Origin of the sequence: Parafannyhessea umbonata, from assembly GCF_012844235.1 — a bacterium.
GTDB lineage: Bacteria > Actinomycetota > Coriobacteriia > Coriobacteriales > Atopobiaceae > Parafannyhessea.
In genome coordinates this window covers 168,734-192,906 of record NZ_JABAGR010000004.1, presented here as the reverse complement: position 1 = coordinate 192,906, position 24,173 = coordinate 168,734, and the positions used below count along the sequence as shown (strand labels likewise).

The window sequence follows — 24,173 nt, the reverse complement described above, 5'->3', positions numbered from 1 at the left end:
AACGATCCTGTAAAACCGCGACGAACGGAGGTGCGTATGCCCGTATGCCCGTCTACATTTACCACAACTCGGCGCAGTCGCTCTGGAGGAGCACGCGTGCACGAGACTATGTGCGCTTTCCTCGCATAGCGGACTCTCGTCCCGCGAACCTCCCCCATTCGTACCGCGCGCTCTTCTCGCAGGGAATACTGTCGACGACGGCGCTCCGCGCACTTCCGAGACCCGTCGACATCATTGTTGAGAAAGACTCCGACCGGCTCTATGGCAAGCAGATTCGCAATCACGTCTGGATGCGCCAGATTCCCGAGCGCTCGTTCGTCACGATCGAGCCGTCGGTCAGGCTTTCCACGCCAGAGTTCACCTATCTGCAGATGGCCACAGTCATATCCTTGCCGAGGCTTGCCTCGTATGCATGCGAAATCGTGGAAGGGTACTCTCTGAACCAAGGCGGGCGTTCGTTCCACGCGCGCCCGCCATTGACCAACCTGGGCCTTCTGGCGCCGTACTTATCGAAGTGCGCCGGGGCCCGCGGGGTTTGCGGGGCACGAAAGACGCTGTCGTACGCGGTCGAGGGGTTTAGGTCGCCCGCGGGGACCTCCCTTGCACTTCTCCTCACGCTCCCGGCAAGACTCGGCGGCTATGGTCTTCCCACGTGCGCCTCGAACCATCGCATAGACCTTGCGGAATCGTGGGAGCGGTACCTGCGAACGCCATATCTGCCGGCTGACTTGGCATGGCCTACCGAGATGGTTGCAATGGAGTACGACAACATCGTAAGGCAGCGGGTCGCTCCCCCGCTTGGCGTCACGCCACCGCTTCGCACCGGATTGTTCGCCCAACGTTCAGACGACCTACGGTCGCAGCTGCTGGGATAGCGCCCGATGTGGACACGAGCCTAGGGCGGTGGGGCGACCCCTCCAAACGACGCCGCCCGGGCTCAAACGACGTCGCTTGTGTATTTGCGCCTTCACGCCCGGAGCCTTCTTCCTCGCAGCGGCTTCGACACACGCAAAAGCCCCGCCACTCGCAGGAGTGGCGGGGCTTGTCAGCGTATCGAGTCGCTAGCGCTTAGAGCTTGATCTCGATGTCGACGCCAGCGGGAAGGTCGAGGCGCATGAGCGAATCGACGGTCGAGGAGCTGGGGTCGAGGATGTCGATGAGGCGCTTGTGGGTGCGCATCTCGAACTCCTCGCGGGAGTCCTTGTCCTTGTGCGGCGAGCGAATGACCGTGTAGAGGTTGCGCTCGGTCGGCAGGGGGATAGGACCAGAGACGCGGGCACCGGTCTTCTGGGCGGTGTCGACGATGAGCTTCGCGGACTGGTCAACGACCTCGTGATCGTAGCCCTTGAGGCGGATCCTGATCTTCTGGCTTGACACTTCTTATACCTCCATCAAATGGCAGCCTGAGCTACCGTTGGCTACTTAACTTAGGCGTTGACGCCACTCTTTGCGACGATCTCGTCCTTGATGTTCTTCGGGACGGGCTCGTAGCTGGAGAACTGCATGGTGTAGGACGCGCGGCCTTGCGTCTGGGAGCGCAGGTCGGTTGCGTAACCAAACATCTCGCCCAGGGGCACCTTGGCGCGGATGAGCTTGGTGTTGGCACGGTCCTCCATGCCCTCGATCTTGCCGCGACGGCCGGAGAGGTTGCCCATGACGTCGCCCATGTACTGCTCGGGCGTCTCGACGGTTACCTCCTCGACGGGCTCGAGAAGAACGGGGTCGGACTGCTGAAGGGCGTTCTTGATCGCCATGGAGCCGGCGATCTTGAAGGCCGCCTCGGAGGAGTCGACCTCGTGGTAGGAGCCGTCGACCAGGGTGACCTTGATGTCCTGGACGGGGTAGCCCGCGATGACGCCGGACTCCAGCGCCTCCTGGATGCCCTTGTCGACAGAGGGGATGTACTCCTTGGGGACGGAGCCACCGACGGTACCGTCGACGAACTCGTAGCCAAAGCCCGGCTCCATCGGCTCGAGGTCGATGATGGCGTCGCCGTACTGGCCGCGGCCGCCGGACTGACGGACGAACTTGCCCTGGACGTGCTGGACGGCGTGACCGGCGGTCTCGCGGTAGGCAACCTGCGGCTTACCGACGTTGCAGTCGACGTGGAACTCGCGACGCAGGCGGTCGACGATGATCTCGAGGTGCAGCTCGCCCATGCCGGCGATGATGGTCTGGCCGGTCTCGTGGTCGGTGTGGACGCGGAAGGTCGGGTCCTCCTCGGCGAGCTTGGCAAGGCCAACGGACATCTTGTCCTGCTCGGCCTTGGACTTCGGCTCGACGGCGACGTCGATGACGGGGTCGGCGAAGTCGATGGACTCGAGCACGATGGGGTGCTTCTCGTCGCAGAGGGTGTCGCCGGTGGAGGTGTTCTTCAGGCCGACGCAGGCGACGATGTCACCGGCGGAGCACTCCTCGCGGTCGACACGGTCGTTCGCGTTCATCTCGAGGATGCGGCCAAGGCGCTCGCGGTTGTCCTTGACGGAGTTGTAGACGTAGCTGCCCGCCTCCGCCTGACCGGAGTACACGCGGATGTAGGTGAGCTTGCCGACGAAGGGGTCGGTCATGATCTTGAAGGCAAGGGCCGAGAAGGGCTCCTTGAAGTCCGCGTGACGGACCTCGTCCTCGCCCTCGAGGTTCTTGCCGTCGATCTCCTTGACGTCGAGCGGGCTCGGCAGGTAGTCGACGACGGCGTCCAGCAGCTCCTGGATGCCCTTGTTCTTGTAGGCGGAGCCCACGAAGACGGGGTTGAGCTCGTTGGCGATGACGCCCTTGCGGATGGCGGCCTTCAGCTGATCGACGGGAATCTCCTCCTCCATGAGGATCTTCTCCATCAGGTCGTCGTCGTAGTTGGAGGCTGCGTCCAGGAGCTCCTCGCGCTTCTCGGCTGCGACGTCCTTGAACTCGTCAGGAATCTCGTCCATGGGCTCGGGGTAGATCATGCCCTTTGCGTCTTCCTTGAAGTCCCAAGCGGTGTTGGTGACGAGGTCGATGAGGCCCCAGAAGTTGGACTCGGAGCCCATGGGGACCTGGGCGGCCACGGCGTTGGCGCCAAGGCGGTCCTTCATGGTGTCGATGGCGTGGAAGAAGTCGGCGCCGACGCGGTCGTACTTGTTGATGAAGGCGATGCGCGGGACGTTGTAGTTGGCAGCCTGACGCCAGACGGTCTCGGACTGCGGCTGGACGCCGGCGACGGCGTCGAAGACCGCGACGGCACCGTCGAGGACACGCAGGCAGCGCTCGACCTCTGCGGTGAAGTCAACGTGACCCGGGGTGTCGATGATCTGGATGACGTGGTCCTTCCAGAAGCACGTGGTCGCGGCGGAGGTGATGGTCACGCCACGCTCCTGCTCCTGAACCATCCAGTCCATGGTGGCTGCACCGTCGTGGACCTCGCCGATCTTGTGGGTCTTGCCGGTGTAGTACAGGATTCGCTCGGTGGTAGTCGTCTTACCGGCATCGATGTGGGCCATGATGCCGATGTTACGAAGGTCTTCGAGCTTGTACTTAACTTTTGCCATGTGTCGCTACTCCCCTGGACTAGAAGCGATAGTGCGAGAACGCGCGGTTGGCCTCGGCCATCTTGAAGAGGTCCTCACGACGCTTCACGGAAGCGCCAACGCCGTTGGCCGCATCCATGATCTCGTTGGCGAGGCGCTCCGCCATGGTCTTCTCCTTGCGGGCGCGGCTGAAGTTGACGATCCAGCGGATGGCGAGGGTCGTCGCGCGACGGGAGTTGACCTCCATAGGAACCTGGTAGGTGGCGCCACCAACGCGCTTGGGCTTGACCTCGAGGGTCGGGCGGACGTTGTCCATGGCCTTCTTGAAGGTGGCCAGAGGATCGCCGTCGGTCTTCTCCTTGACCAGGTCGAAGGCACCGTAGACGATGCGCTCGGCGGTGGCCTTCTTGCCATCCAGGAGGACCTTGTTGATGAGCTGGGTCACGAGACGGTTGTTGTAAACGGCGTCCGGCTGGACCTCACGACGGACTGCTGCTGCACGACGCGGCATGTTGTATCTCCTAAAAACTCGTAGCTAATTCAGATGGGACCTTGCGGCTAGTTCTTGGGGCGCTTCGCGCCGTAGCGGGAACGAGCCTTCTTGCGGTCCTGAACTGCCGCGCAGTCATAGGCGCCGCGAATGATCTTGTAACGGACACCAGGCAGGTCGCGAACACGGCCGCCACGGATCAGGACGATGGAGTGCTCCTGCAGGTTGTGACCCTCGCCCGGGATGTAAGCGGTGACCTCGATGCCGTTGACCAGGCGGACACGCGCGACCTTACGAAGCGCGGAGTTAGGCTTCTTGGGGGTCGTGGTAAACACGCGGGTGCAGACGCCACGCTTCTGGGGGTTGTGCTGGAGGGCGGCGTTCTTGGACTTGGCCTTGTGCGAGACGCGACCCTGACGGACGAGCTGGTTGATAGTAGGCAAAGCTTCTCTCCTTAATAGGATCAAACGGAATTTGGTGCGCGAGCACCTATGTATCAGAGGCAACGCAGCACCGCTACCTCGGATTGTTGGGGACAGATACCTGCGACTTTACCCTGGAAGGCCACCCTGCAGCGGATACAGACAGACTCCTAGCGCAATTTGACGCAATGGAGAACTTTAATCTCTTGAACAGCAGATGTCAAAACGCCACGGTGCCGGGCGTATCCCTTTTTCACGCTCCGTGCACATTCGCTCGGGGCGACAGCGCAGGCGGACGAGAAGGACCGCGCCCATCGCCCGTGGCAGGCCCTTCCGTACACGCCCGCGCCGGCAGCGCGGCCACACGGCGACAAGCGCCGTCGCCCTACTCAGGCCGCGCGTCCTCCGCTGCATGCGACAGGCCCACGCGCAGCAGCTGCTCCACGTGCTCGTCCGCAAGCGAGTAGATCATGCGCTGCCCGTCGCGGCGCGCGTTCACAAGGCCGCGGTCGCGCAGGAGCCTAAGCTGGTGCGAAATGGCGGATTGGGACACATGGCAGACTTCCTGCAGGTCGGATACGCTCTTCTCGCCCAGGACTAGCACGCCCAGTATCTGGAAGCGCGTGGAATCGGAAAGCGCGTCGAAGATCTGCGTCGCGCTGTAGACCACGTCGTCGTTGGCGAGGTGCGCGCGCAGGGTGTCGTCGTCCGCGATCTTGCACCCGCAGTCTGTCGTCACGTGAGACTCTGCCATGCGGCTCCTTTCGGCTTGCCCGCGGGCGTCGCCGCGCGGCCGCCCCCTCTGGGCGGGCCACGCCTGTCGGGCGGGCATCACCCTAGTATAGCGGCGCGGGCACCCGCGAGGCTCGCGGCCCCCTCGCGGCGCGCGGCGCCACGCAAAAGCCGCCCGCCGCACGCGCGGCAGGCGGCTCGGGCGCAGGCAGAGATTCGCGCGCCACCCGACGGCCATTCGCAAGATGGCCGCAAGGCTAGTGGAAGAAGCGGCGCACCAGGTCGCGCGAGTACTCCGCGGTCTCCTCCATGTCGCCAAACGACATGACCTCGCCCGCAAAGTACGTGTTGCGCTCGCCCTGCAGGGCCTCGACCTTGTCGTACCAGCCGTCGGCGTAGTCCGCCGAGCTCACATGCGGGAAGTAGTACCAGTCGTCGATGCGCTCCGTCTTCATGACGGGCAGGCCCGACTTCGCCATGTCGGAAAGCGTGGTGTCGCGCGCCTCCTCAAACGGCACGTCCTCCGCACCCTCGTGGTTGCGCAGCGTGAACGTCACCAGCGGCTGCGCGCCCGCGTCCGGCCAGCGGTGGTAGAACACCATAAGGTGGCCGCGGGTCTCGGGCGTCATGTTGGCAAAGTAGTAGTAGCTGATGTCGGGGCTCTTCTCCTCCTCCGTGCGCACGGCCATGGTGAAGTACTCCTTGTGCTGGATCTTGCCAAAGAGCTCGCGCTCCTGCTCCGTCGCGTCACCGTAGGCCGTGAACATCTCGAGCGGCGTGCAGATGACCAGCTTGTCAAACTCCTGCTCCGCGCCGCCGTTCACGCGCACGTACACATGGTCATCCGTGCGACGCACGGCCGTGACCTCGCTGTTGAGGTTTGCCGGGTGGCGCAGCGCGCTGTTGACGCCGGTCCAGATCGAGTTGGTGCCGTTCTTCCACGTCCAGAGCCTGCCGGTGGAAAGGAACTGCTTCACGGTGAATGCGTCCAGGTACTTCAGGACGTACGCGGCGGGAATCTCGTCGAAGTAGCCATAGCCAAAGCTCGTGAACGGCCCCTTCCACACGAGCTCGGCGTCCTCGCAGTCGTTCAGCTTCAGGAACTCGCTGAACGGCATGCTCAGGTCCTTCAGGTTCGGGTTCTCGCCCTCGATGTGCGCCAGCTTCATCTTGGGAGAAGGACATGGTCCCTCGTAGCGGCCCTGTGCCACGCCGCGGTGTCCGTTGACGTCGTAGCCCTTGTACTTGGTCGCAAGCAGGTGGTTGAGCTTGCGCATCTTCATGACCTTCTTGAGCAGCCCGAGCTTGCTCTCCTTGATGGGGGTGCCGTCCGTGTTCATGAAGCGACGGCCCATCTGCGGACCGTCGGCGTGGGACGTGTGGCCAAACTCCTCGCACTCGTGCACGGCGAAGTACGTGTCGCAGCCCATGACCGCGCCCATCTCGATGGTGCGGTCCTCCCACTGGCCCTTGCGGTTCTTCACCTTCATGAGCGGGCTGAACGCCTTGCCGCCCACGCGCCCGCTGCGCTCGAAGATGGTGTAGTCGTCAAACCCGTTCTTCTCGAGGTACATGGCAAGCGAGAGCCCGGCGGGGCCTCCACCAACGATGCAGATTCTGCTGTTCCTGTCCAACGGATTCCCCTTTCCGACCCGGACCGGCGCGATGCGCAAGGTCATGCCAAAACATCTGTATAGACACTAATTTAGTCACATTACATAATGTCTACACAAGTATACTCCGCCACGCTCCCGACCTGCCAGGAATTTGGGATGGTACGACAGAACCCTCCCTGCCAAAGCGGCAGGGAGGGTTCTTTTGTAACGGGCGACCTGGGGCCTAGGTCAGCCACACGTCCGTGGCATCCCGCGGTCTACCGTGGTCCCGAAGCTACTCGTACGCCTCGAGCTCGTTTCTGCCCAGCGCGTCGGCCGCAAGCATCGCGTTCGCGACCTTCTCCGGCGTCACCTCGAACGGCATGTTGTGCAGGGTGTCGTTCGGCGCGCACGCGAGCTTCGCCACCTCAAGCACGCGGTCGTAGCTCGCGTCCTTAACGCCGAGCTGCTCAAACGTGACCGGCAGGCCCAGCTGCACGCAGAAGTCCAGCACCTCGGGAAGCTCGTCGGCATCCTCCAGCACCAGCTGGGACAGCGTGCCAAACGCAACCTTCTCGCCGTGGTAGAACGCGTGCGTCTCGGGCATCGCGGTAAGGCCGTTGTGGATGGCGTGCGCCGCAGCAAGGCCGGCCGACTCGAAGCCAAGGCCGGATAGCAGCGTGTTGGCCTCGATGATCTTCTCGACGGACTCGGTGCACGCACCGGCCTCCAGCGCGATCTTCGCCTTGACGCCGTCGGACATCAGCGTGTCGTAGCACAGGCGCGCGAGGGCCATGGCCGCGGAGGTCACCTTGTCGCCGGCGCAGGTGGTGGCGTCGGAGCGCTTGCACGCACGCGCCTCGAAGTACGTGGCCAGCGCGTCGCCCATGCCGCTCACGGTCAGACGCACGGGACTCTTGCTGATGACGTCGGTGTCCATGAGCACCAAGTTCGGGTTCGCCTTGAAGAACTGGTACTCCTTGAACTGGCCGTCATCCGTATAGACGACGGAGAGCGCGGAGCACGGCGCATCGGTCGCGGCGATCGTCGGGACCACAATCACGGGAGCGTCCACGGCGTTTGCGACGGCCTTCGCAGTGTCGAAGATCTTGCCGCCGCCAATGCCTACGACGACGTCCGCGCCCTTCTCGCGCGCGTCGCCCACAAGACGGTCGATCTCGTCCTGCGAGCACTCGCCGTTGAACTCGTCGAAGTCAAACGCGACATTGGCATCGGCAAAGCTCTTCCTCACCACGTCACAGGAGCGACGGATGCCGCCCGCGGAAATGACGACCAGGGCCTTCTTGCCGTAGTTTGCCACGTAGCTGCCAAGCTTGGCCAACTCCCCGGGACCCTGGACGTACTTGCTGGGACTGATGAACACGCGTGCCATGACTCATCCTTCCGACAGAGTGTGTATACGCGGTCCGCCCTTCGCATAAGGCTCAGTGGACCTATGACATTATGTTTCTTACCCATTATCGATACGAAGGACCGTCGCGTGGGAACCACTCACGGAATTGTGTGATGCCACGGCGCATGATGGTCGTCCTGAAAAAGGGGGCGCCGGCGACGGCCGGTACCCCCATGGTAGAGCCATCCGTGCGGCGACCCTCGCGGACGCCGCGGCCCCAGAGCCAAGGCGTTCGGCGTGCGGCTCTAGTTGCCCTTGCCCGGCATCTTGATGCCCTGCGCTATGTGCACCAGGCCCGTGTAGATGAGCGCGATGCCACCAACGGACATGGCGAAGCTCGCCATGGCGAACGGCGACATGATGACGAGGATGCCAAGGATCACGGAGAGGACCGAGAGCGCTATGCCGGCGCCCGAGCCCTTTACCCCCAGTATCCGCAGGGCGTTCGACCCCGCGAGAGTCGAGAAGCCGGCCGCGATGACATAGAGGCCGAGCATCACGAAGATGAACGCGACGAAGAACTCCGGCCACGCCAGGATGAGCATGCCGAACAGGAGCGAAAGGGCTCCGGCATAGAGGTCCAGCGTGGAGAGGACGATGCTCCAGTGCGTGAACGACCCGATGAGCGCGATCACGCCCGCGATGGTGAGCACCCAGCCGAAGAAGACCGTGACGCCCTTTGCCGTGGCGCCCGGGTTGACGAACATGAAAATGCCCAGCACGGCGCTGGCGACGCCCCAGAGGATGGTCCCCCACTTAGAGCGCGTGAACTTGACTTCCATAACGACACCACCCCTTCGCGACCCGCGGCGCGCCACGGGCACGCCGCCGAACGTTGCCTATGGCAAGTGATACCCATTTGCGCGCAGGTATGACAAAGGCCCCCGACTCTTTGCTGAGCCGGGGGCCTGACTGGCAACTATGTCGCGGGCGGGTGCCGCGCGAGCCTAGGCGTTACTCCTCGGAGTCGGAGGACTCGTTCTTCTCGACCTGGGAAAGCAGGTCGTGGAGGGAACCGAGGTCCTCGTTGATGACCTGGGACTCGGAGCTGTCCTCCTGCTCGTCTTTGGAGGAACCGCCGATGAGCTCGTCGTCGAAGGACTGGTGCTTGGACGGTGCGGCCGTGCCGAGCATGATGTCGCTGTCAGCGTCGGGCGAGAAGACCATGTTGAGCAGCTGGGAGAGGTCCTCGCTGTCCGCCTCGTCCTCGTCGGGCTCGAGGATGTAGAGGAGGTTGCGGGCCTCGAGGCCGTCGCGAAGCTCCTCGATCGCCTTGGCGCCGATGCCGTCGATGCGGAGCAGGTCGTCCTCGGTCTTGCCGATGAGGTCGCCCACGGTCTCGATGCCGACCTCGCTGAACTTGTTGGTCCAGCGCTGCGACACGCCGAGGTCGTCGAAGAGGTAGAGCTTCGCGTCCTCGGAAGACAGGGTGCGGCCGTTCTTGGAGTAGACGCCGCCGTAGCCGTAGTCGTCGCCGATCCAGTCGAGCTGCTTGGGAAGCTGCTCCTCGATGCCCTTGAGCTCCTCGGGAGCCCACTCGGGAAGCGACTTCGCCATAGGCGAGGTGGGTCCGTCGATGCGCTTGCCGTGGTAGGTGAGCTTGACGTCGTCGTATGCGCGAAGGCCGGTGCCCGCCGGAATCTTCTTGCCGACGATGACGTTGGACTTGAGGTCGAGCAGGTGGTCGACCTCGCCCTTGATGGCAGACTCCGTGAGGACGCCAGCCGTGCGGATGAACGACGCGGAGGACAGCCAGGAGTCGATGGAGCTCGCGACCTTGAGGGTGCCGAGGATGACGGGCTCTGCCTCGGGCGGGGTGCCGCCGGCAAGCGCGATGTTGCGGACGGTGTCCGCGAACACGTAGCGGTCGACGTACTGGCCGAGGAGGTACGTGGAGTCGCCGGGGTTGGTAACCTGGACGCGACGGAGCATCTGTCGGGCGATGACCTCGATGTGCTTGTCGTTGAGGTCGACGCCCTGGGACGTGTAGACGTCCTTGACCGACTTCACGAAGGTGTGCATGGTGGACTCGATGTCCGTCAGGCTGCGGAGCTTGCGGAAGTTGACGAAGCCGCGCGTGATCTGGTCGCCGGCGCGAACCTCGACGCCGTCCTCGAAGCCCGGCATGAAGCGCACGGACGCGGGGACGCGCCACTCGACGAGGATCCTGGAGCGGTCGTCCGCATCGAGGATGCGGATGAGGTACTCGGTCTGCTCGGGCGTGATCGAGAGGATGCCGGAGTAGGGAGCGAGGTCCGCCTCACGGCCGAGGATCTTCTCGTTGACGTTGCCGACGACGTCGAACATGCGGGCGACCGTCGGGAGGCCCTGCGTGATGTCGTCGGCGCCCGCGACGCCGCCGGAGTGAATCGTACGCATGGTGAGCTGGGTGCCCGGCTCGCCGATGGACTGCGCGGCGATGACGCCGACGGAGGTGCCGATGTTGACGGGACGACGCGTGGAGAGGTCCCAGCCATAGCAGCGCTGGCAGACGCCGTACTTGGACTTGCAGGTGAGCAGGGCGCGGAGCTCGACCTTCTTGAGGCCGGCCTCCACCATCTGCTGGAGCTGCGCCTTGGACTCGACGTAGTCGCCCGCGGCGATGATGACCTCGCCCGTCGTGGGGTTCACGACGTCGTGCAGCGTGCAGCGGCCGATGAGGTCGAGGTCGACGTCGGTCTCGCCTGGCTTGATGATGTCGTACGTGACGGCCTCGTCCGTTCCGCAGTCCTCCTCGCGCACGATGACGTCCTGTGCGACGTCGACGAGACGACGGGTGAGGTAGCCGGAATCGGACGTGTGGGACGCCGTGTCGACGAGGCCCTTGCGGGCGCCGTACGTGGAGATGAAGTACTCCAGCGGCTCGAGGCCCTCGCGGAAGTTGGACTTGATGGGGAGGTCGATCGTGTCGCCGGACATGTCTGCCATGAGGCCACGCATGCCTGCGACCTGACGCAGCTGGGTCTTGGAGCCACGGGCGCCGGAGTCGGCCATCATGAAGATGGGGTTGTCCTCGTTGAAGCCGGCGAGCATCTCGGCGGAGAGCTTGTCGGTGCACTCCGTCCAGGCGTTGACGACCTCGACGTGGCGCTCCTGCTCGGACAGGAAGCCGTCCTCGTAGTACTCGTTGATGGTGTCGACTCGCTCCTGCGCTTCCGCAAGGATCTGCGGCTTGTCCTGCGGGATGGTTGCGTCCCAGACGGAGATGGTCAGGCCGGCGCGGGTGGCGTAGTGGAAGCCGGTCGCCTTGATGGCGTCCAGGATCGGCTCGACCTTCGCGGTGCTGTAGCGGTCGCAGCAGTCGTTGACGAGCTTGGAGATGTCGCCCTTGACCATCTTGTAGTTCATGAACGGATAGTCGTCAGGCAGGCACTTGTTGAAGATGACGCGGCCGATGGTGGTCTCGAAGCGCGCGGAGCCGTTCGTGAGGTCGAGGTCCTCGAACTTGCCCCAGCCGTCGACGATGCGGAAGTAGCGCTTGTCGCCGTCGACGACGTTGGCCTGCTCCGGCTTGACGCGGACGGTGATCTTGCCCTGGATGTCGAGGTCGCCCATGCTGTCGAACGCCGCGAGGGCGTCCTCGAAGCTCGCGAAGGTGTGGATGGAGGGCTGGTCGTCGTTCTTCTCGGTGGTGAGGAAGTACACGCCGAAGACCATGTCCTGGGACGGCACGGTGAGGACCTTGCCCGACGCCGGCGAGCGGAGGTTGTTGCTCGAGAGCATCAGGACGCGGGCCTCGGTCTGGGCCTGCGTGGACAGGGGCACGTGCACGGACATCTGGTCGCCGTCGAAGTCTGCGTTGAACGGCGCGCAGACGAGCGGGTGCAGGTGGATGGCCTTGCCCTCGACGAGCACCGGCTCGAACGCCTGGATGGACAGGCGGTGCAGCGTAGGTGCGCGGTTGAGCAGGACCAGGCGGCCCTTGATGACCTCGTCCAGGACGTCCCAGACCACGGGCATGCCGCGGTCGATGGCGCGCTTGGCGCCCTTGATGTTCTCGACCTTGCCGAGCTCGACGAGGCGACGCATGACGAACGGCTTGAAGAGCTCGAGCGCCATCGCGGAGGGGAGGCCGCACTGGTGGAGCTGCAGGCGCGGGTCGACGACGATGACCGAACGGCCGGAGTAGTCGACGCGCTTGCCCAGCAGGTTCTGACGGAAGCGGCCCTGCTTGCCCTTGAGGGACTCGGCGAGGGACTTGAGCGGCCTGCCGCCACGGCCCGTGACCGGGCGACCACGGCGACCGTTGTCGAAGAGGGCGTCCACCGACTCCTGGAGCATGCGCTTCTCGTTGTTGACGATGATCGCGGGAGCGTCCAGATCAAGCAGGCGCTTGAGGCGGTTGTTGCGGTTGATGACGCGGCGGTAGAGGTCGTTGAGGTCGGACGCCGCAAAACGGCCGCCGTCGAGCTGCACCATGGGGCGCAGGTCGGGCGGGATGACCGGAATGACGTCCAGAATCATGTTGGCGGGGTCGTTGCCGCCCTTCAGGAAGGCGTCGACGATCTCGAGGCGCTTGACCGCGCGCTCCTTCTTCTGCTTCTGGGCATCGTCGGACGCGACGATGGAACGAAGGCGCTCGGCCTCCTCGCCCAGGTCGATGCCGCGAAGTAGGTCGCGGATGGCCTCGGCGCCCATGCCGCCCTTGAAGTAGATGGAGTAGTAGCGCTTCATCTCGGTGAAGAGCGACTCGTCGGAGATGAGCTCGCGCTCCTCGAGCTGCATGAACTTGTCGAAGGCGTCCTGGCGGAGCTTCTTCTCCTCCGCGTACTCCTCCTCGAGGTCGGCGATGCCCATGCGGACCTCGTCGGCCGAGAGGACCTCGTCGTCGCCGAACTCGCCGGCGGCGTCGGGGTCGCCCTGCGCCTTGAGGCGCTCGATCTCGTCGTCGCGCTCTGCGTCGAGCTCCTCGAGGTCTGCGGCCAGCTCCTCCTTCAGGTCGTCCGCGTCGGCCTCGCGGGCCTCGGCGTCGACGGAGGTGATGACGTAGCTCGCGAAGTACAGGACCTTCTCGAGATCCTTGCTCTTCATGTCGAGCAGACGCGCCAGGGGGAAGGTCGCGGGGCTCTTGAAGTACCAGATGTGCGAGACGGGCGCGGCCAGCTCGATGTGGCCCATGCGCTCGCGGCGCACCTTGGCGCTCGTGACCTCGACGCCGCAGCGCTCGCAGACGATGCCCTTGAAGCGGATGCCCTTGTACTTGCCGCAAGCGCACTCCCAGTCCTTGACGGGACCGAAGATCTTCTCGCAGAACAGACCGTCCTTCTCGGGCTTGAGGGTGCGGTAGTTGATGGTCTCGGGCTTCTTGACCTCGCCGTGCGACCAGCTGCGAATCTCATCTGCGGAGGCGAGCGAGATCTTTATCGCGTCGAAATCAGTGGTATCGAAATCTGCCACGTTCGCTACTCCTTATCGTCGGAATTGTCGCCGATCAGGGCCTCGGAGCCCTTCTCGGAATCGGAGGCAACGCCACCGATCAGGTCGTCGGCGCTGTCGGCGCCAGCGAAGACGTCCACGCTGTTCTCGTCCTGGACGTCCTCCTGCGACTTGGGGCCCTTCTCGGGCCTCTTGTAGGAGATCGGCTCGATGTTGAGCGCGAGGGAGCGAATCTCCTTGACGAGGACCTTGAAGGACTCGGGGATGCCGGGCCTGGGGACGTTCTCGCCCTTGACGATGGCCTCGTACGTCTTGACGCGGCCGTTCGTGTCGTCGGACTTGACGGTCATGAGCTCGTGGAGGACGTTGGCCGCGCCGTACGCGTACAGCGCCCAGACCTCCATCTCGCCGAAGCGCTGGCCGCCGAACTGGGCCTTGCCGCCCAGGGGCTGCTGCGTGACGAGGCTGTAGGGGCCGGTCGAACGGGCGTGGATCTTGTCGTCGACCATGTGGCCGAGCTTCAGGATGTACGAGGTGCCGACGGTGATCGGGCTCTCGAAGGGCTCGCCGGTGCGGCCGTCATACAGCGTGGTCTTGCCCATCTCGTTCAGCTGGGGCACGAACTCCTTGCGGAGGTGCTCGCCGTAGGTGCGCAGGGCCTTGTTCATGATGTTGATGTTCGTGCGGCGCAGGGCCTCCTGGACCTCGTCGTCGGTCGCGCCGTCGAGGACGGGCGTCGAGACGTACATCGGGCCGTCCACGACCTCCTTGGAGTCCGCGGAAACGACGTCCCAGCCGTGGCTCGCGGCCCAACCGAGGTGGCACTCCATGAGCTGTCCCACGTTCATACGGGAGGGGACGCCCAGCGGGTCAAGAAGCACGTCGACGGGCGTGCCGTCGGCCATGTAGGGCATGTCCTCGACCGGCAGTACGTTGCAGACGACGCCCTTGTTGCCGTGACGGCCGGAAATCTTATCGCCCTGCTGGATCTTGCGGCGCTGCGCGACGAAGACGCGGACAAGGTCGTTCACTCCGGGCGGGAGGTCGTCACCGGCCTCGCGGCTGAAGCGGACCACGTCGACGACTCGGCCATAGGCGCCGTGAGGCATCTTCAGGGACGTGTCGCGAACGTCGTGCGCCTTGGCACCGAAGATCGCGCGGAGCAGGCGCTCCTCTGCGGTAAGGGCCTGCTCGCCCTTCGGGGTCACCTTGCCGACGAGGATGTCGCCGGGGCCGACCTCGGCGCCGATGCGAATGATGCCGTCGTCGTCGAGGTTCGCGAGCATGTCCTCGCTCTGGTTCGGGATCTCGCGCGTGATCTCCTCGGGACCGAGCTTCGTGTCGCGGGCGTCGATCTCGTGACGGGAGATGTTGATGGAGGTGAGCAGGTCGTCCTGGACAACGCGCTCCGAGACGACGATGCCGTCCTCGTAGTTGTAGCCCTCCCACGGCATGTACGCCACGGTCAGGTTCGTGCCAAGCGCAAGCTCGCCGTGGTCGATGGACGTGCCGTCGGTCAGGGGCTCGCCGGCCTCGACCTTCTGGCCCACGTGGACCACGGGACGGTGGTTGATGCAGGTACTCTGGTTCGAGCGCTGGTACTTGGGCAGGTCGAAGCGCTCGGGGCCGTTCGCGGTGTCGACGGTCACGTGAGCCGCGTCGACCTCGACAACGGTGCCGGAATGCTTCGCGACGATGAGCTCGCCGGAGTCGAGCGCGGCGCGGCGCTCGAGGCCGGTGCCGACGTACGGCGCGTGCGGCTTGATCAGGGGCACGGCCTGGCGCTGCATGTTAGCGCCCATGAGGGTACGCTTTGCGTCGTCGTGCTCCAGGAACGGAATGAGGTTCGCCGCGACGGAGAGAAGCTGGCGCGGGGAGACGTCCATGTAGTCGACGGTCTCGACGGGCACGGACGCGGGAGCGCCAAACGAGCCGTCGAAGTTGCGCGTACGCGCGATGACGGTCTCGGGCTTGTAGGTCTTGCCCTCGGGGTCGACGGCGACGAAGTGGCCGGTGCTCGGGTCGACGGGGGTGTTCGCCGGCGCGATGACGTGGTTCTCCTCCTCGTCGGCGGTCATCCAGTCGATGTCGTCCGTGACGCGGCCGTCCACGACGCGACGGTACGGCGCCTCGATGAAGCCATACTCGTTGACGTGCGCGTACAGCGCGAGCGAGCCGATGAGGCCGATGTTCGGGCCTTCGGGCGTCTCGATCGGGCACATGCGCGCGTAGTGGGAGTTGTGGACGTCGCGGACCGCAGTCGGGACGTTCGTGCGGCGGCTGGAGCCAGACTTGTGGCCGGCAAGGCCGCCAGGGCCAAGCGCGGACAGACGGCGCTTGTGGGTCAGGCCGGCAAGCGGGTTGGACTGGTCCATGAACTGGGACAGCTGAGAAGAGCCGAAGAACTCCTTGATGGCCGCCACGATGGGACGAATGTTGATCAGGGACTGCGGCGTGATGTCATCGGCGTCCTGGGAGGCCATGCGCTCGCGGATGACGCGCTCCATGCGGCTCATGCCGATGCGGAACTGGTTCTGCACCAGCTCGCCAACGGTGCGGACGCGACGGTTGCCAAAGTGGTCGATGTCGTCGAACTTCTTGGTGTTGTCGCCCTCGTGCAGCGCGAGCAGGTACCTCAGCGCGCACACGATGTCCTCCTGCGTCAGGATCTTCTCCTGCGCGTCGATGTCCAGCCCAAGCTTCTTGTTGATCTTGTAGCGACCGACCCTAGCGAGGTCGTAGCGCTGGTGGTTGAAGTACAGGCCGTCCAGCAGCTTCATCGCGGAGTCGACGGTGGGGGGCTCGCCCGGGCGCTGGCGACGGTAGATCTCGAGAAGGGCGTCCTCGCGAGTCGTGGCAACGTCGCGCTCAAGCGTCGCACGAACCACGTCGGAGTCGCCAAGCAGGTTCATGATCTCGTCGTCGCTCTCGGCGATGCCGAGCGCACGAAGCAGCAGGGTCGCGCTCTGGCGACGCTTGCGGTCGATGGAGACCACCAGGTGGCCGTGCTTGTCGACCTCGAACTCGAGCCATGCGCCACGCGCAGGAATGAACTGCACGTGCTGCACGGTCACGCCGTTGTCCAGCTCCTCGGAGAAGTACACGCCAGGCGAACGGACCAGCTGCGAGACGACGACGCGCTCGGTGCCGTTGATGATGAAGGTGCCGCGGTCGGTCATCAGGGGGAAGTCGCCCATGAAGACGAGCTGCTCCTTGATCTCGCCCGTGTCGGTGTTCACGAAGCGCACGTCCACGAAGAGCGGCGCCTGGTACGACATGTCCTTGGCGCGGCACTCGGCAATGTCCGCGGGCGCGTCGCCAAACTGGTGTTCACCAAAGGTGACCTGCATGTTCTTCGCGGAGTTCTCGATGGGCGAAAACTCGGCAAAGCACTCGGCCAGGCCTTCGGTCATGAAGCGGTTGAAAGACTCCTTCTGTACGGAAATGAGGTTGGGCAACTCCATCGCACTAGGGATCTTGCTGAAGCTCACGCGCTTGCGCTGCTCCTGTGCGGGCTGGGAAGACTTTGCGGTAGGCACCAGGCACTTCCTCCTTCGACGAGATAAAAAGCGGCAGTTGTCGCAATCTAATAACTTAACGAAGTTGGAATTCCAGGTCAATGAAAAGTCTTGACATTCGAGACCCTTTTTATTAGGGGAGAAAAGCAAGGCTTCTACCTGCGAAAACGCATTTCGAATTTGTGGTCAGATTGTGGGCTGTTACATTCCAAACCGACGGGACGACGAAATTCAGCACAGAAATCTTCCAGTGCCCATAGATTCTCGTCCGCCATCAACCCGGTCGCGCGCCCGTACCGAAAGGCAGCCGGACCCGCAATCAGCCAGAGAGACGATGTCCGAAGAGCGCTGCGCAAGCCCTTCTCGCATTGGCGGTCCTACGCAAAAGGGCCCGGACCTTGCGGTCCGGACCCCAGACGTGCGAAGTGCTGAAGGAGCGTTCGTTACTTCAGGGTAACGGTAGCGCCGGCCTCCTCGAGCTGCTTCTTGGCGTCCTCGGCGTCCTCCTTCTTGGCACCCTCGAGGATGACCTTAGGAGCGGACTCGACGGCCTCCTTGGCCTCCTTCAGGCCAAGGGAGGTGAGGGCGCGGACGACCTTGATGACGGCGATCTTGTTGGAGCCGAAGGAGGTCAGCTCGACGTCGAAGTTGGTCTTCTCCTCAGCGGGAGCAGCGTCGGCCGCGGGAGCGGCAGCAGCGACGGCGACAGGAGCGGCGGCGGAGACGCCGAAGACGTCCTCCAGCTCGTGAACGAGCTCGGAAAGCTCGAGGGCGGGCATCTCCTTGAGGGCCTCGATGATCTCATCCTTGGTGACAGCCATGTCAATTCTCCTTTGTTAGTGGGCGCTTCCTGCGCCCATAGAATTCTTGGTAGTGCAACGTGCGATGGCGCTTTCGAAGAGCGCCTGTCTAGGCGGCGTTCTTCTGGTCTGCGATGGCGTCCAGGACGGTCGCAAGACCCCTGGCGGGACCAGCGCAAACCTGAGCGATGCCGGAAAGCGGGCTTGCGATGACGTAAACCAGCTTGGCCATGAGCTCCTCGCGAGAGGGCAGCTCCGCGTAGGCCTTGGCCTCGTCCGCAGAGAGGGACTGGCCGTCAGCGATGGCTCCGAGCCACTCGATCTTCTTGAGGGAGTTGGACTCCTCCTTGATGACCTTGGCAGCGGCGACAGGGTCGTCCTCGTAGAAGACGTAGGCGACGGTGCCTGCAACGTCAGCCACGGGCATCTCGGCCTGCTCAAGAGCGATCTTCACGATGTTGTTCTTGTAGACCTTCATGTGAGCGCCGGCCTGGGTGAGCTTGCGACGAAGCTCCTGGGTCTCCTTGACGGTAAGACCGCGGTAGTCGATGAAGAAGACACCCTTGGAGTTGTCAATGGACTCCTTGACCTTGGCGAGCATCTCGACGTTCTTGCTGTTGGGCATGAAATACACCTCCTTGATCCGATCAGGCACATGCCGCCGACGCGGCGGGCCTTCACGAAAAAGACCCCGCTTGGCGCAGCCAAAGCAGGGTCTAAGAAGCTATTCCAAGACCACCTCGGCTGGCGGGATAACCCCTTTGAGCCCTTGCGGGCACCTGCTGTCTTTGGCAGCGGTACGTGCTATGTAAAATTGCATGACCAACGTCATGCACAGAGTATTTTTACATCACCCATGGCGGACGTCAAGCAAAGGCGACGCGTTCTTCTCGTCTTCACATTGTGTGCATGGGCATGCGATCGCTTCCGCCCCCACCGTCAGTCATAGCTTCGCGCCCGCACACCGAAAGGACCGTGGTCGAGAAGAGCAGAATGCCGGCCCGGGCAGTCCCGAACCGGCATTCGTACGTTGCTTCTGTCTAGCGACCGCTAGGCGACTAGCTTGCTACTCGGCGAGGAAGTCGCGGGTGACAGCGGAGTCGACCTTGACGCCAGGGCCCATCGTCGAAGAGAAGGAGACGGACTTGACGTAGCGTCCCTTAGCCGTGGACGGCTTAACGCGGAGAATCTCGGTGTAGAGAGCCGCGTAGTTCTCGACCAGCTGCTCGACGGTGAAGGAGACCTTGCCCATCGGGACGTGGCAGATGCCGTAGCGGTCGGCGCGGTACTCGACACGACCGGCCTTGAGCTCCTTGACCATCTTCTCGACGTCCATGGTGACGGTGCCGAGCTTGGGGTTCGGCATCAGGCCACGGGGACCGAGGATGCGGCCGAGACGACCGACCTTGCCCATGAGGTTGGGGGTCGCGATGACGGCATCGAAGTTGATGTTGCCCTTCTGGACATCCTCAACGAGGTCGTCGGAGCCGACGATGTCGGCGCCAGCAGCCTTGGCCTCGTCGGCCTTGGCGCCCTCTGCGAAGACGGCGACGCGGACGGTCTTGCCAGTGCCGTTGGGCAGGGAGATGGAGCCACGGACGTTCTGGTCGGCCTTGCGGGTGTCGACGCCCAGGCGAATGGAAGCCTCGACGGTCTCGTCGAACTTGGCGGTGGAGAGCTCCTTCACGAGCTCCATGGCCTTCTTCGGGCTGTAGACCTCTGCCTTGTCGAACTTGGCAGTGGCGTTGGTGTAGTTCTTTCCGTGCTTCGCCATTTCTTACCTCCTGTGTGGTTAGCGGGCGGCGTGGCCCTCCCACGTAGTTGGTGGATCACCACCGTTATCGGACACGCCCGGCGACACCGGGCGCTTAGAGCCTTCTACTCGGCGATCGTGACGCCCATGGAGCGAGCGGTGCCCGCGACGATCTTCTTGGCGGCCTCGATGTCGTTCGCGTTGAGGTCCGGCATCTTAATCTCGGCGATCTTGGTGAGCTGCTCCTGGGAGAGCTGGCCGACCTTATCGCGCTGGGGAACGCCAGAGCCGCTCTTGAGGCCGAGCTCCTTCTTGATCAGCTGGGCCGCGGGAGGGGTCTTGCACACGAAGTCGAAAGTGCGGTCCTCGTAGACGGTGATCTCGACAGGGATGATGTCACCCTTCTTGTCGGAGGTCGCCGCGTTGAACGCCTGGCAGAACTGCATGATGTTGACCTGGGCGGCACCGAGGGCAGGGCCGACGGGAGGCGCGGGGTTAGCTGCGCCAGCAGGAATCTGGAGCTTGATGAAGTGGGTAACCTTCTTGGCCATTGTGGTCTCCTAGACAGAGTTTTGCGTTTCCTATATCAACCGACCCCGGAGAAGCCATCCTCACCGATACCGGGACCGACTGGTTGCTAAGCGATGATGGTGATCTGGTCGAGGGTGAGTTCGACGGGCGTCTCGCGGCCGAAGATCGTGAGCATAACCTTGACCTTGCCCGCCTCGGCATTGACCTCGGACACCTGGCCGTCGAAGTCCGCAAGCGGCCCAGAGACGACCTTGACCGACATGCCGGGCTCGATGTTGGTGGTGGTCGTAACGTGCTTCTGCTGCTTGGAGCCGTTCGAGTTGCCTCCACCGCGGTGCATGATCTTGTTGAACTCAGACCTACGAAGCGGAGCGGGCTTGCTACCGTCTAGGCCGAGGAAGCCGGTGACACCCTCAGTGTTGCGAACGAGGGTCCACGTGTCGTCGTTCATCTCCATGCGAACGAGCACATAGCCCGGGAAGACCTTCTCTTCCTTGGTCTCGCGCTTGCCACCGTCCTTGATCTCGGTGACGTCCTCGGTCGGAATCTGAATGTCGACGATCTTGTCCTGCATGCCGTTGATCTCGGCACGGTGCTCGATCTCGCCCTTCACCTTGTTCTCGTAGCCCGAGTAGGTGTGGACCACATACCAGCGCTTTGCCATGTCCTATCCCCTCAGTCCAGTGAATCCTACGAGTACGGCAACGAATCCGGTGTCAACAAGCCACACGCACACGCCAAACACGACCAGCATGACGATGACCGCGACCGAATAGCTCTTGAGCTCGTTACGGTCAGGCCAGACGACGCGGTGCATCTCTGCCTTCACGTCGCGGAAGTAGCCACGAATGCGACCCGGCTTCTTCGCCGGCTTCTCGGACTTCTTCGTAGAGGCCTGGGCAACCGAAGCGTCAGCCTTCTTCGCCGGTTCCTTCGAACCGGACTGGGAAGCGGCGCGGGTGGCCTCGAGCGCGGCACGCTCAGCGGAGCGGGCCTTGCGTGCGCTTCTTCTCTGACGCTCCTTCTTTGCCATGAAACGAAACCCCTATTCATAGAAACCGGCTAACCCCAAGAAGGGATAGCCGGTGGTGTAATCTGGCAGGCCAGGTAGGACTCGAACCCACAACAAACGGTTTTGGAGACCGCCGCTCTACCATTGGAGCTACTGGCCTGTATGACCCTTATTTTAGCGGGTCTCCCTGTGAAGGGTGTGCTTGTGGCACCACGGGCAATATTTCTTCAACTCCATGCGATCCGGAGTGTTTGCCTTGTTCTTCTTCGTGGTGTAATTGCGACGCTTGCACTCAGTGCATGCAAGGGTAACGAGTGTACGCATTGATCCTCCTATAGATAACCGCCACGGGACTACCCCTGCGTCGGCGATGGTATACGCTACCATTCAATGGTTCAGTCTGTCAACTGGATGGGTTTGTCATTCGTCGACTCGACAAAACCATCAAATATCAGCGTATACGACAGAAGAAAACAGCCCGACGCCCCAAACGAGGCGTCGGGCCAAAACTACGAACTATGTGTAGCTAGATACTACGCAATGATCGTGGAGACACGGCCGTCGCCGACGGTGTGGCCACCCTCGCGGATAGCGAAGCGGAGGCCCTCCTCCATGGCGATCGGGTGAATGAGGTCGCAGTGGATGGTGATGTGGTCGCCAGGCATAGCCATCTCAACCTTGTTGCCATCGGAGTCGGTGAGCTCAGTGATGTCGCCAGTCACGTCAGTGGTGCGGAAGTAGAACTGGGGACGATAGCCGGAGAAGAACGGGGTGTGACGGCCACCCTCCTCCTTGGTGAGGACGTAGATCTCGCCGGTGAACTCGTGGTGAGGGGTAACGGAGCCGGGCTTGCAGAGAACCTGGCCACGGACGACGTCCTCGCGCTTGATGCCACGGAGCAGGATGCCGACGTTGTCGCCAGCCTCGCAGAAGTCCATGGTCTTGCGGAACATCTCGATGCCGGTGGCAGTGGAGGTCTGGGTGTCCTTGATGCCGACGATCTCGACGGGCTCGTTGAGCTTGAGCTCGCCACGCTCGACACGGCCGGTGACGACGGTACCACGGCCGGAGATGGTCATGACGTCCTCGATGGCCATCAGGAACGGCTTCTCGTTGTCACGAGCGGGGGTCGGGATGTAGGAGTCAACGGTGTGCATGAGCTCGACGATGGAGTCGACCCACTTCTGCTCGCCGTTGAGGGCGCCGAGAGCGGAGCCACGGATGATGGGGATGTCGTCTCCGGGGAAGCCGTACTCGGACAGGAGGTCGCGGGTCTCCATCTCGACGAGGTCGATGAGCTCCTCGTCGTCGACCATGTCGCACTTGTTCAGGAAGACGACGATGTACTTAACGCCAACCTGACGGGCGAGGAGGATGTGCTCACGAGTCTGAGCCATGGGGCCGTCGGTCGCTGCGATGACGAGGATGGCACCATCCATCTGAGCAGCGCCGGAGATCATGTTCTTGACGTAGTCAGCGTGGCCCGGGCAGTCGACGTGCGCGTAGTGGCGCTCCCAGGTCTCGTACTCGACGTGGGCGACAGAAATGGTAATACCACGCTGACGCTCCTCGGGAGCCTTGTCGATGTTCTCGAAGGCGGTGTAGTCAGCCTTGCAGCCCTCGGTCTCGGAGAGAACCTTGGTGATGGCTGCGGTAAGGGTGGTCTTACCGTGGTCGACGTGACCAATCGTACCGATGTTTACGTGTGGCTTAGAACGGTCGAACTTCTCCTTGGCCATTGCCAATCCTCCTTTTGAAACAACCTTCGCGGGCTATTCCATGGTACTAAAAACGACGCCTAATTATGCTCAGAGGCGCCGAAGCGCCTCATTAAAGCCATGGTACCGGTGACTGGATTCGAACCAGTGACATCGCGGGTATGAGCCGCGTGCTCTAACCAGCTGAGCTACACCGGCATGGTGTGTGGCACTTGAAACATGGAGCCCGCGACCGGATTCGAACCGGTGACCTCTTCGTTACCAACGAAGTGCTCTACCGACTGAGCTACACGGGCCTGGAATGGTGGGGATGCTTGGACTCGAACCAAGGAACCCAGAGGGAGCGGATTTACAGTCCGCCGCAGTTGCCGCTGTGCCACATCCCCATTCCGTTTTCAAGCTGCTTGCTCGTTCGTTCGCGAGGACTTCCCTTGCAAGCGGAAAGTATACTACGGCCCGCGGACCAGCTTGTCAACTCATTCCACCCAACCGGGCGTATCCCCCTCATATTTCCTACATAATTGCAGGTAGGGCATGTCGTTCTTCTCTTCGAAACATTGCGTTGGGATAAAAAAGGCGCCAAAACCCGCAAAAGGTTTTGGCGCTGTTTTTTCTGGAGCTGGCGATAGGGCTCGAACCTACAACAACTGGTTTACAAAACCAGGGCTCTACCATTGAGCTACGCCAGCGGGTCCTAGCATCATAGCGCCTTGGCCGGACGTTGTCGAGTGCGGCTGGCAGGGCGGCGTCGCGATGGCACGGGCGCCTAGATGCGGCCGAGCAGCCTATCCAGCTTCTGGCGCGTCTTGGGGTCGAGCCTGTCCTCCAGCGTGAGGTGCTGGTGGTTGCGCTCCTCGTTCGCCGCGCGCACGTCCTCCACGATGGCACCCACGTCCGCGATGAGCACGTCGCTCGACACGCGCGTGACGGGCACGCCGCCCACCGTGGCGCGGATGGTGTTGTCGGACGTGATGACCGTGACGGCGCGCACGTGGTGGCGGGCCTCCGTAACCAGGCGCTCTATGACGCTGTCCGCGTCCTCGCCCGTGGGCGAGAAGACCGTGCGCACGCCGGCGACGGTGAGGTTCGGGCGCTCGGGCGAGACGTTGCCGGCGGCGTCGAACACGACGACGGCCTCGTAGCAGCCCTGCGCGTACGCAGCCACGTCTGCTATGAGCAGCTGGCGCGCGCGGTCGAACGGGTCGGTATCGCCCAGGCGGCCGGACGGCTTATCCACGAGGCACATGTAGCGCTGGGACTTGTGGATGACGTTGTAGCCGTCCACCACCAGAAGCTCCGCGGGCCGCGCCAT

The 24,173-nt window shown here is 63.2% G+C and carries 20 protein-coding genes and 5 tRNA genes; 1 reads left to right on the top strand and 24 read right to left on the bottom strand.

Annotation, left to right across the window (positions count from 1 at the left end; all coding sequences use genetic code 11):
* Positions 1 to 110 precede the first annotated feature (110 nt).
* Positions 111 to 875: a hypothetical protein gene (locus HF885_RS05545; RefSeq protein ID WP_206109812.1), complete on the top strand. Its 765-nt coding sequence runs from the start codon at positions 111 to 113 to the stop codon at positions 873 to 875.
* Positions 876 to 1,068: 193 nt separating this feature from the next.
* Here the strand turns inward: HF885_RS05545 and rpsJ are convergent, their stop codons facing one another.
* The 24 genes from rpsJ to HF885_RS05425 all read right to left on the bottom strand — a co-directional run bounded on the left by rpsJ (position 1,069) and on the right by HF885_RS05425 (position 24,173).
* Positions 1,069 to 1,377 carry a 30S ribosomal protein S10 gene (gene rpsJ, locus HF885_RS05540; protein WP_009278409.1) on the bottom strand — a complete coding sequence of 103 codons (309 nt, stop codon included), beginning with the start codon at positions 1,375 to 1,377 and terminating at the stop codon, positions 1,069 to 1,071.
* Between the two features lie 50 nt (positions 1,378 to 1,427).
* A complete protein-coding gene (fusA, locus tag HF885_RS05535) occupies positions 1,428 to 3,521 on the bottom strand; it encodes an elongation factor G (protein WP_170103924.1) in 2,094 nt (697 codons plus the stop codon).
* 19 nt (positions 3,522 to 3,540) lie between these two features.
* Complete coding sequence (rpsG, locus tag HF885_RS05530; protein ID WP_170103923.1) at positions 3,541 to 4,011, bottom strand: 30S ribosomal protein S7; 471 nt, start codon at positions 4,009 to 4,011, stop codon at positions 3,541 to 3,543.
* Positions 4,012 to 4,058: 47 nt separating this feature from the next.
* Complete coding sequence (rpsL, locus tag HF885_RS05525) at positions 4,059 to 4,433, bottom strand: 30S ribosomal protein S12 (RefSeq protein WP_090845511.1); 375 nt, start codon at positions 4,431 to 4,433, stop codon at positions 4,059 to 4,061.
* Positions 4,434 to 4,797: 364 nt separating this feature from the next.
* Positions 4,798 to 5,166, bottom strand: coding sequence for an ArsR/SmtB family transcription factor (locus HF885_RS05520; protein ID WP_170103922.1), 369 nt, complete (start codon positions 5,164 to 5,166; stop codon positions 4,798 to 4,800).
* Between the two features lie 235 nt (positions 5,167 to 5,401).
* Complete coding sequence (locus HF885_RS05515; protein ID WP_170103921.1) at positions 5,402 to 6,778, bottom strand: FAD-dependent oxidoreductase; 1,377 nt, start codon at positions 6,776 to 6,778, stop codon at positions 5,402 to 5,404.
* Positions 6,779 to 7,034: 256 nt separating this feature from the next.
* Positions 7,035 to 8,132, bottom strand: coding sequence for a glycerol dehydrogenase (locus HF885_RS05510; RefSeq protein WP_170103920.1), 1,098 nt, complete (start codon positions 8,130 to 8,132; stop codon positions 7,035 to 7,037).
* 266 nt (positions 8,133 to 8,398) lie between these two features.
* Positions 8,399 to 8,935 (bottom strand): HdeD family acid-resistance protein, encoded by a 537-nt coding sequence (locus tag HF885_RS05505; RefSeq protein ID WP_170103919.1) that lies wholly within the window; start codon positions 8,933 to 8,935, stop codon positions 8,399 to 8,401.
* Between the two features lie 172 nt (positions 8,936 to 9,107).
* Entirely contained in the window at positions 9,108 to 13,550 is a 4,443-nt protein-coding gene (locus HF885_RS05500) for a DNA-directed RNA polymerase subunit beta' (protein WP_170103918.1), read from the bottom strand.
* Positions 13,551 to 13,555: 5 nt separating this feature from the next.
* Complete coding sequence (locus HF885_RS05495) at positions 13,556 to 17,068, bottom strand: DNA-directed RNA polymerase subunit beta (protein WP_170103917.1); 3,513 nt, start codon at positions 17,066 to 17,068, stop codon at positions 13,556 to 13,558.
* A 422-nt stretch (positions 17,069 to 17,490) separates the two neighbouring features.
* Positions 17,491 to 17,868, bottom strand: coding sequence for a 50S ribosomal protein L7/L12 (rplL, locus tag HF885_RS05490; protein WP_090845498.1), 378 nt, complete (start codon positions 17,866 to 17,868; stop codon positions 17,491 to 17,493).
* An 88-nt stretch (positions 17,869 to 17,956) separates the two neighbouring features.
* Complete coding sequence (gene rplJ, locus HF885_RS05485; RefSeq protein ID WP_170103916.1) at positions 17,957 to 18,472, bottom strand: 50S ribosomal protein L10; 516 nt, start codon at positions 18,470 to 18,472, stop codon at positions 17,957 to 17,959.
* A 441-nt stretch (positions 18,473 to 18,913) separates the two neighbouring features.
* Positions 18,914 to 19,621 (bottom strand): 50S ribosomal protein L1, encoded by a 708-nt coding sequence (gene rplA, locus HF885_RS05480; RefSeq protein ID WP_170103915.1) that lies wholly within the window; start codon positions 19,619 to 19,621, stop codon positions 18,914 to 18,916.
* 104 nt (positions 19,622 to 19,725) lie between these two features.
* Complete coding sequence (rplK, locus tag HF885_RS05475; RefSeq protein WP_090845492.1) at positions 19,726 to 20,151, bottom strand: 50S ribosomal protein L11; 426 nt, start codon at positions 20,149 to 20,151, stop codon at positions 19,726 to 19,728.
* 86 nt (positions 20,152 to 20,237) lie between these two features.
* A complete protein-coding gene (gene nusG / locus HF885_RS05470; protein WP_170103914.1) occupies positions 20,238 to 20,795 on the bottom strand; it encodes a transcription termination/antitermination protein NusG in 558 nt (185 codons plus the stop codon).
* A gap of 3 nt (positions 20,796 to 20,798) precedes the next feature.
* On the bottom strand, positions 20,799 to 21,164 hold the full coding sequence (gene secE, locus HF885_RS05465) for a preprotein translocase subunit SecE (RefSeq protein ID WP_170103913.1): 366 nt from the start codon (positions 21,162 to 21,164) through the stop codon (positions 20,799 to 20,801).
* A gap of 63 nt (positions 21,165 to 21,227) precedes the next feature.
* A tRNA-Trp gene (locus tag HF885_RS05460) sits at positions 21,228 to 21,303 on the bottom strand.
* A gap of 14 nt (positions 21,304 to 21,317) precedes the next feature.
* Positions 21,318 to 21,467: a 50S ribosomal protein L33 gene (gene rpmG / locus HF885_RS05455; protein WP_090845486.1), complete on the bottom strand. Its 150-nt coding sequence runs from the start codon at positions 21,465 to 21,467 to the stop codon at positions 21,318 to 21,320.
* A 209-nt stretch (positions 21,468 to 21,676) separates the two neighbouring features.
* Complete coding sequence (gene tuf / locus HF885_RS05450) at positions 21,677 to 22,882, bottom strand: elongation factor Tu (RefSeq protein WP_090845484.1); 1,206 nt, start codon at positions 22,880 to 22,882, stop codon at positions 21,677 to 21,679.
* Positions 22,883 to 22,982: 100 nt separating this feature from the next.
* Positions 22,983 to 23,059, bottom strand: a tRNA-Met gene (locus HF885_RS05445).
* A gap of 22 nt (positions 23,060 to 23,081) precedes the next feature.
* A tRNA-Thr gene (locus tag HF885_RS05440) sits at positions 23,082 to 23,157 on the bottom strand.
* A 6-nt stretch (positions 23,158 to 23,163) separates the two neighbouring features.
* A tRNA-Tyr gene (locus HF885_RS05435) sits at positions 23,164 to 23,247 on the bottom strand.
* Between the two features lie 228 nt (positions 23,248 to 23,475).
* Positions 23,476 to 23,550 (bottom strand) — tRNA-Thr (locus HF885_RS05430).
* Positions 23,551 to 23,627: 77 nt separating this feature from the next.
* Complete coding sequence (locus HF885_RS05425; RefSeq protein ID WP_170103912.1) at positions 23,628 to 24,173, bottom strand: NYN domain-containing protein; 546 nt, start codon at positions 24,171 to 24,173, stop codon at positions 23,628 to 23,630.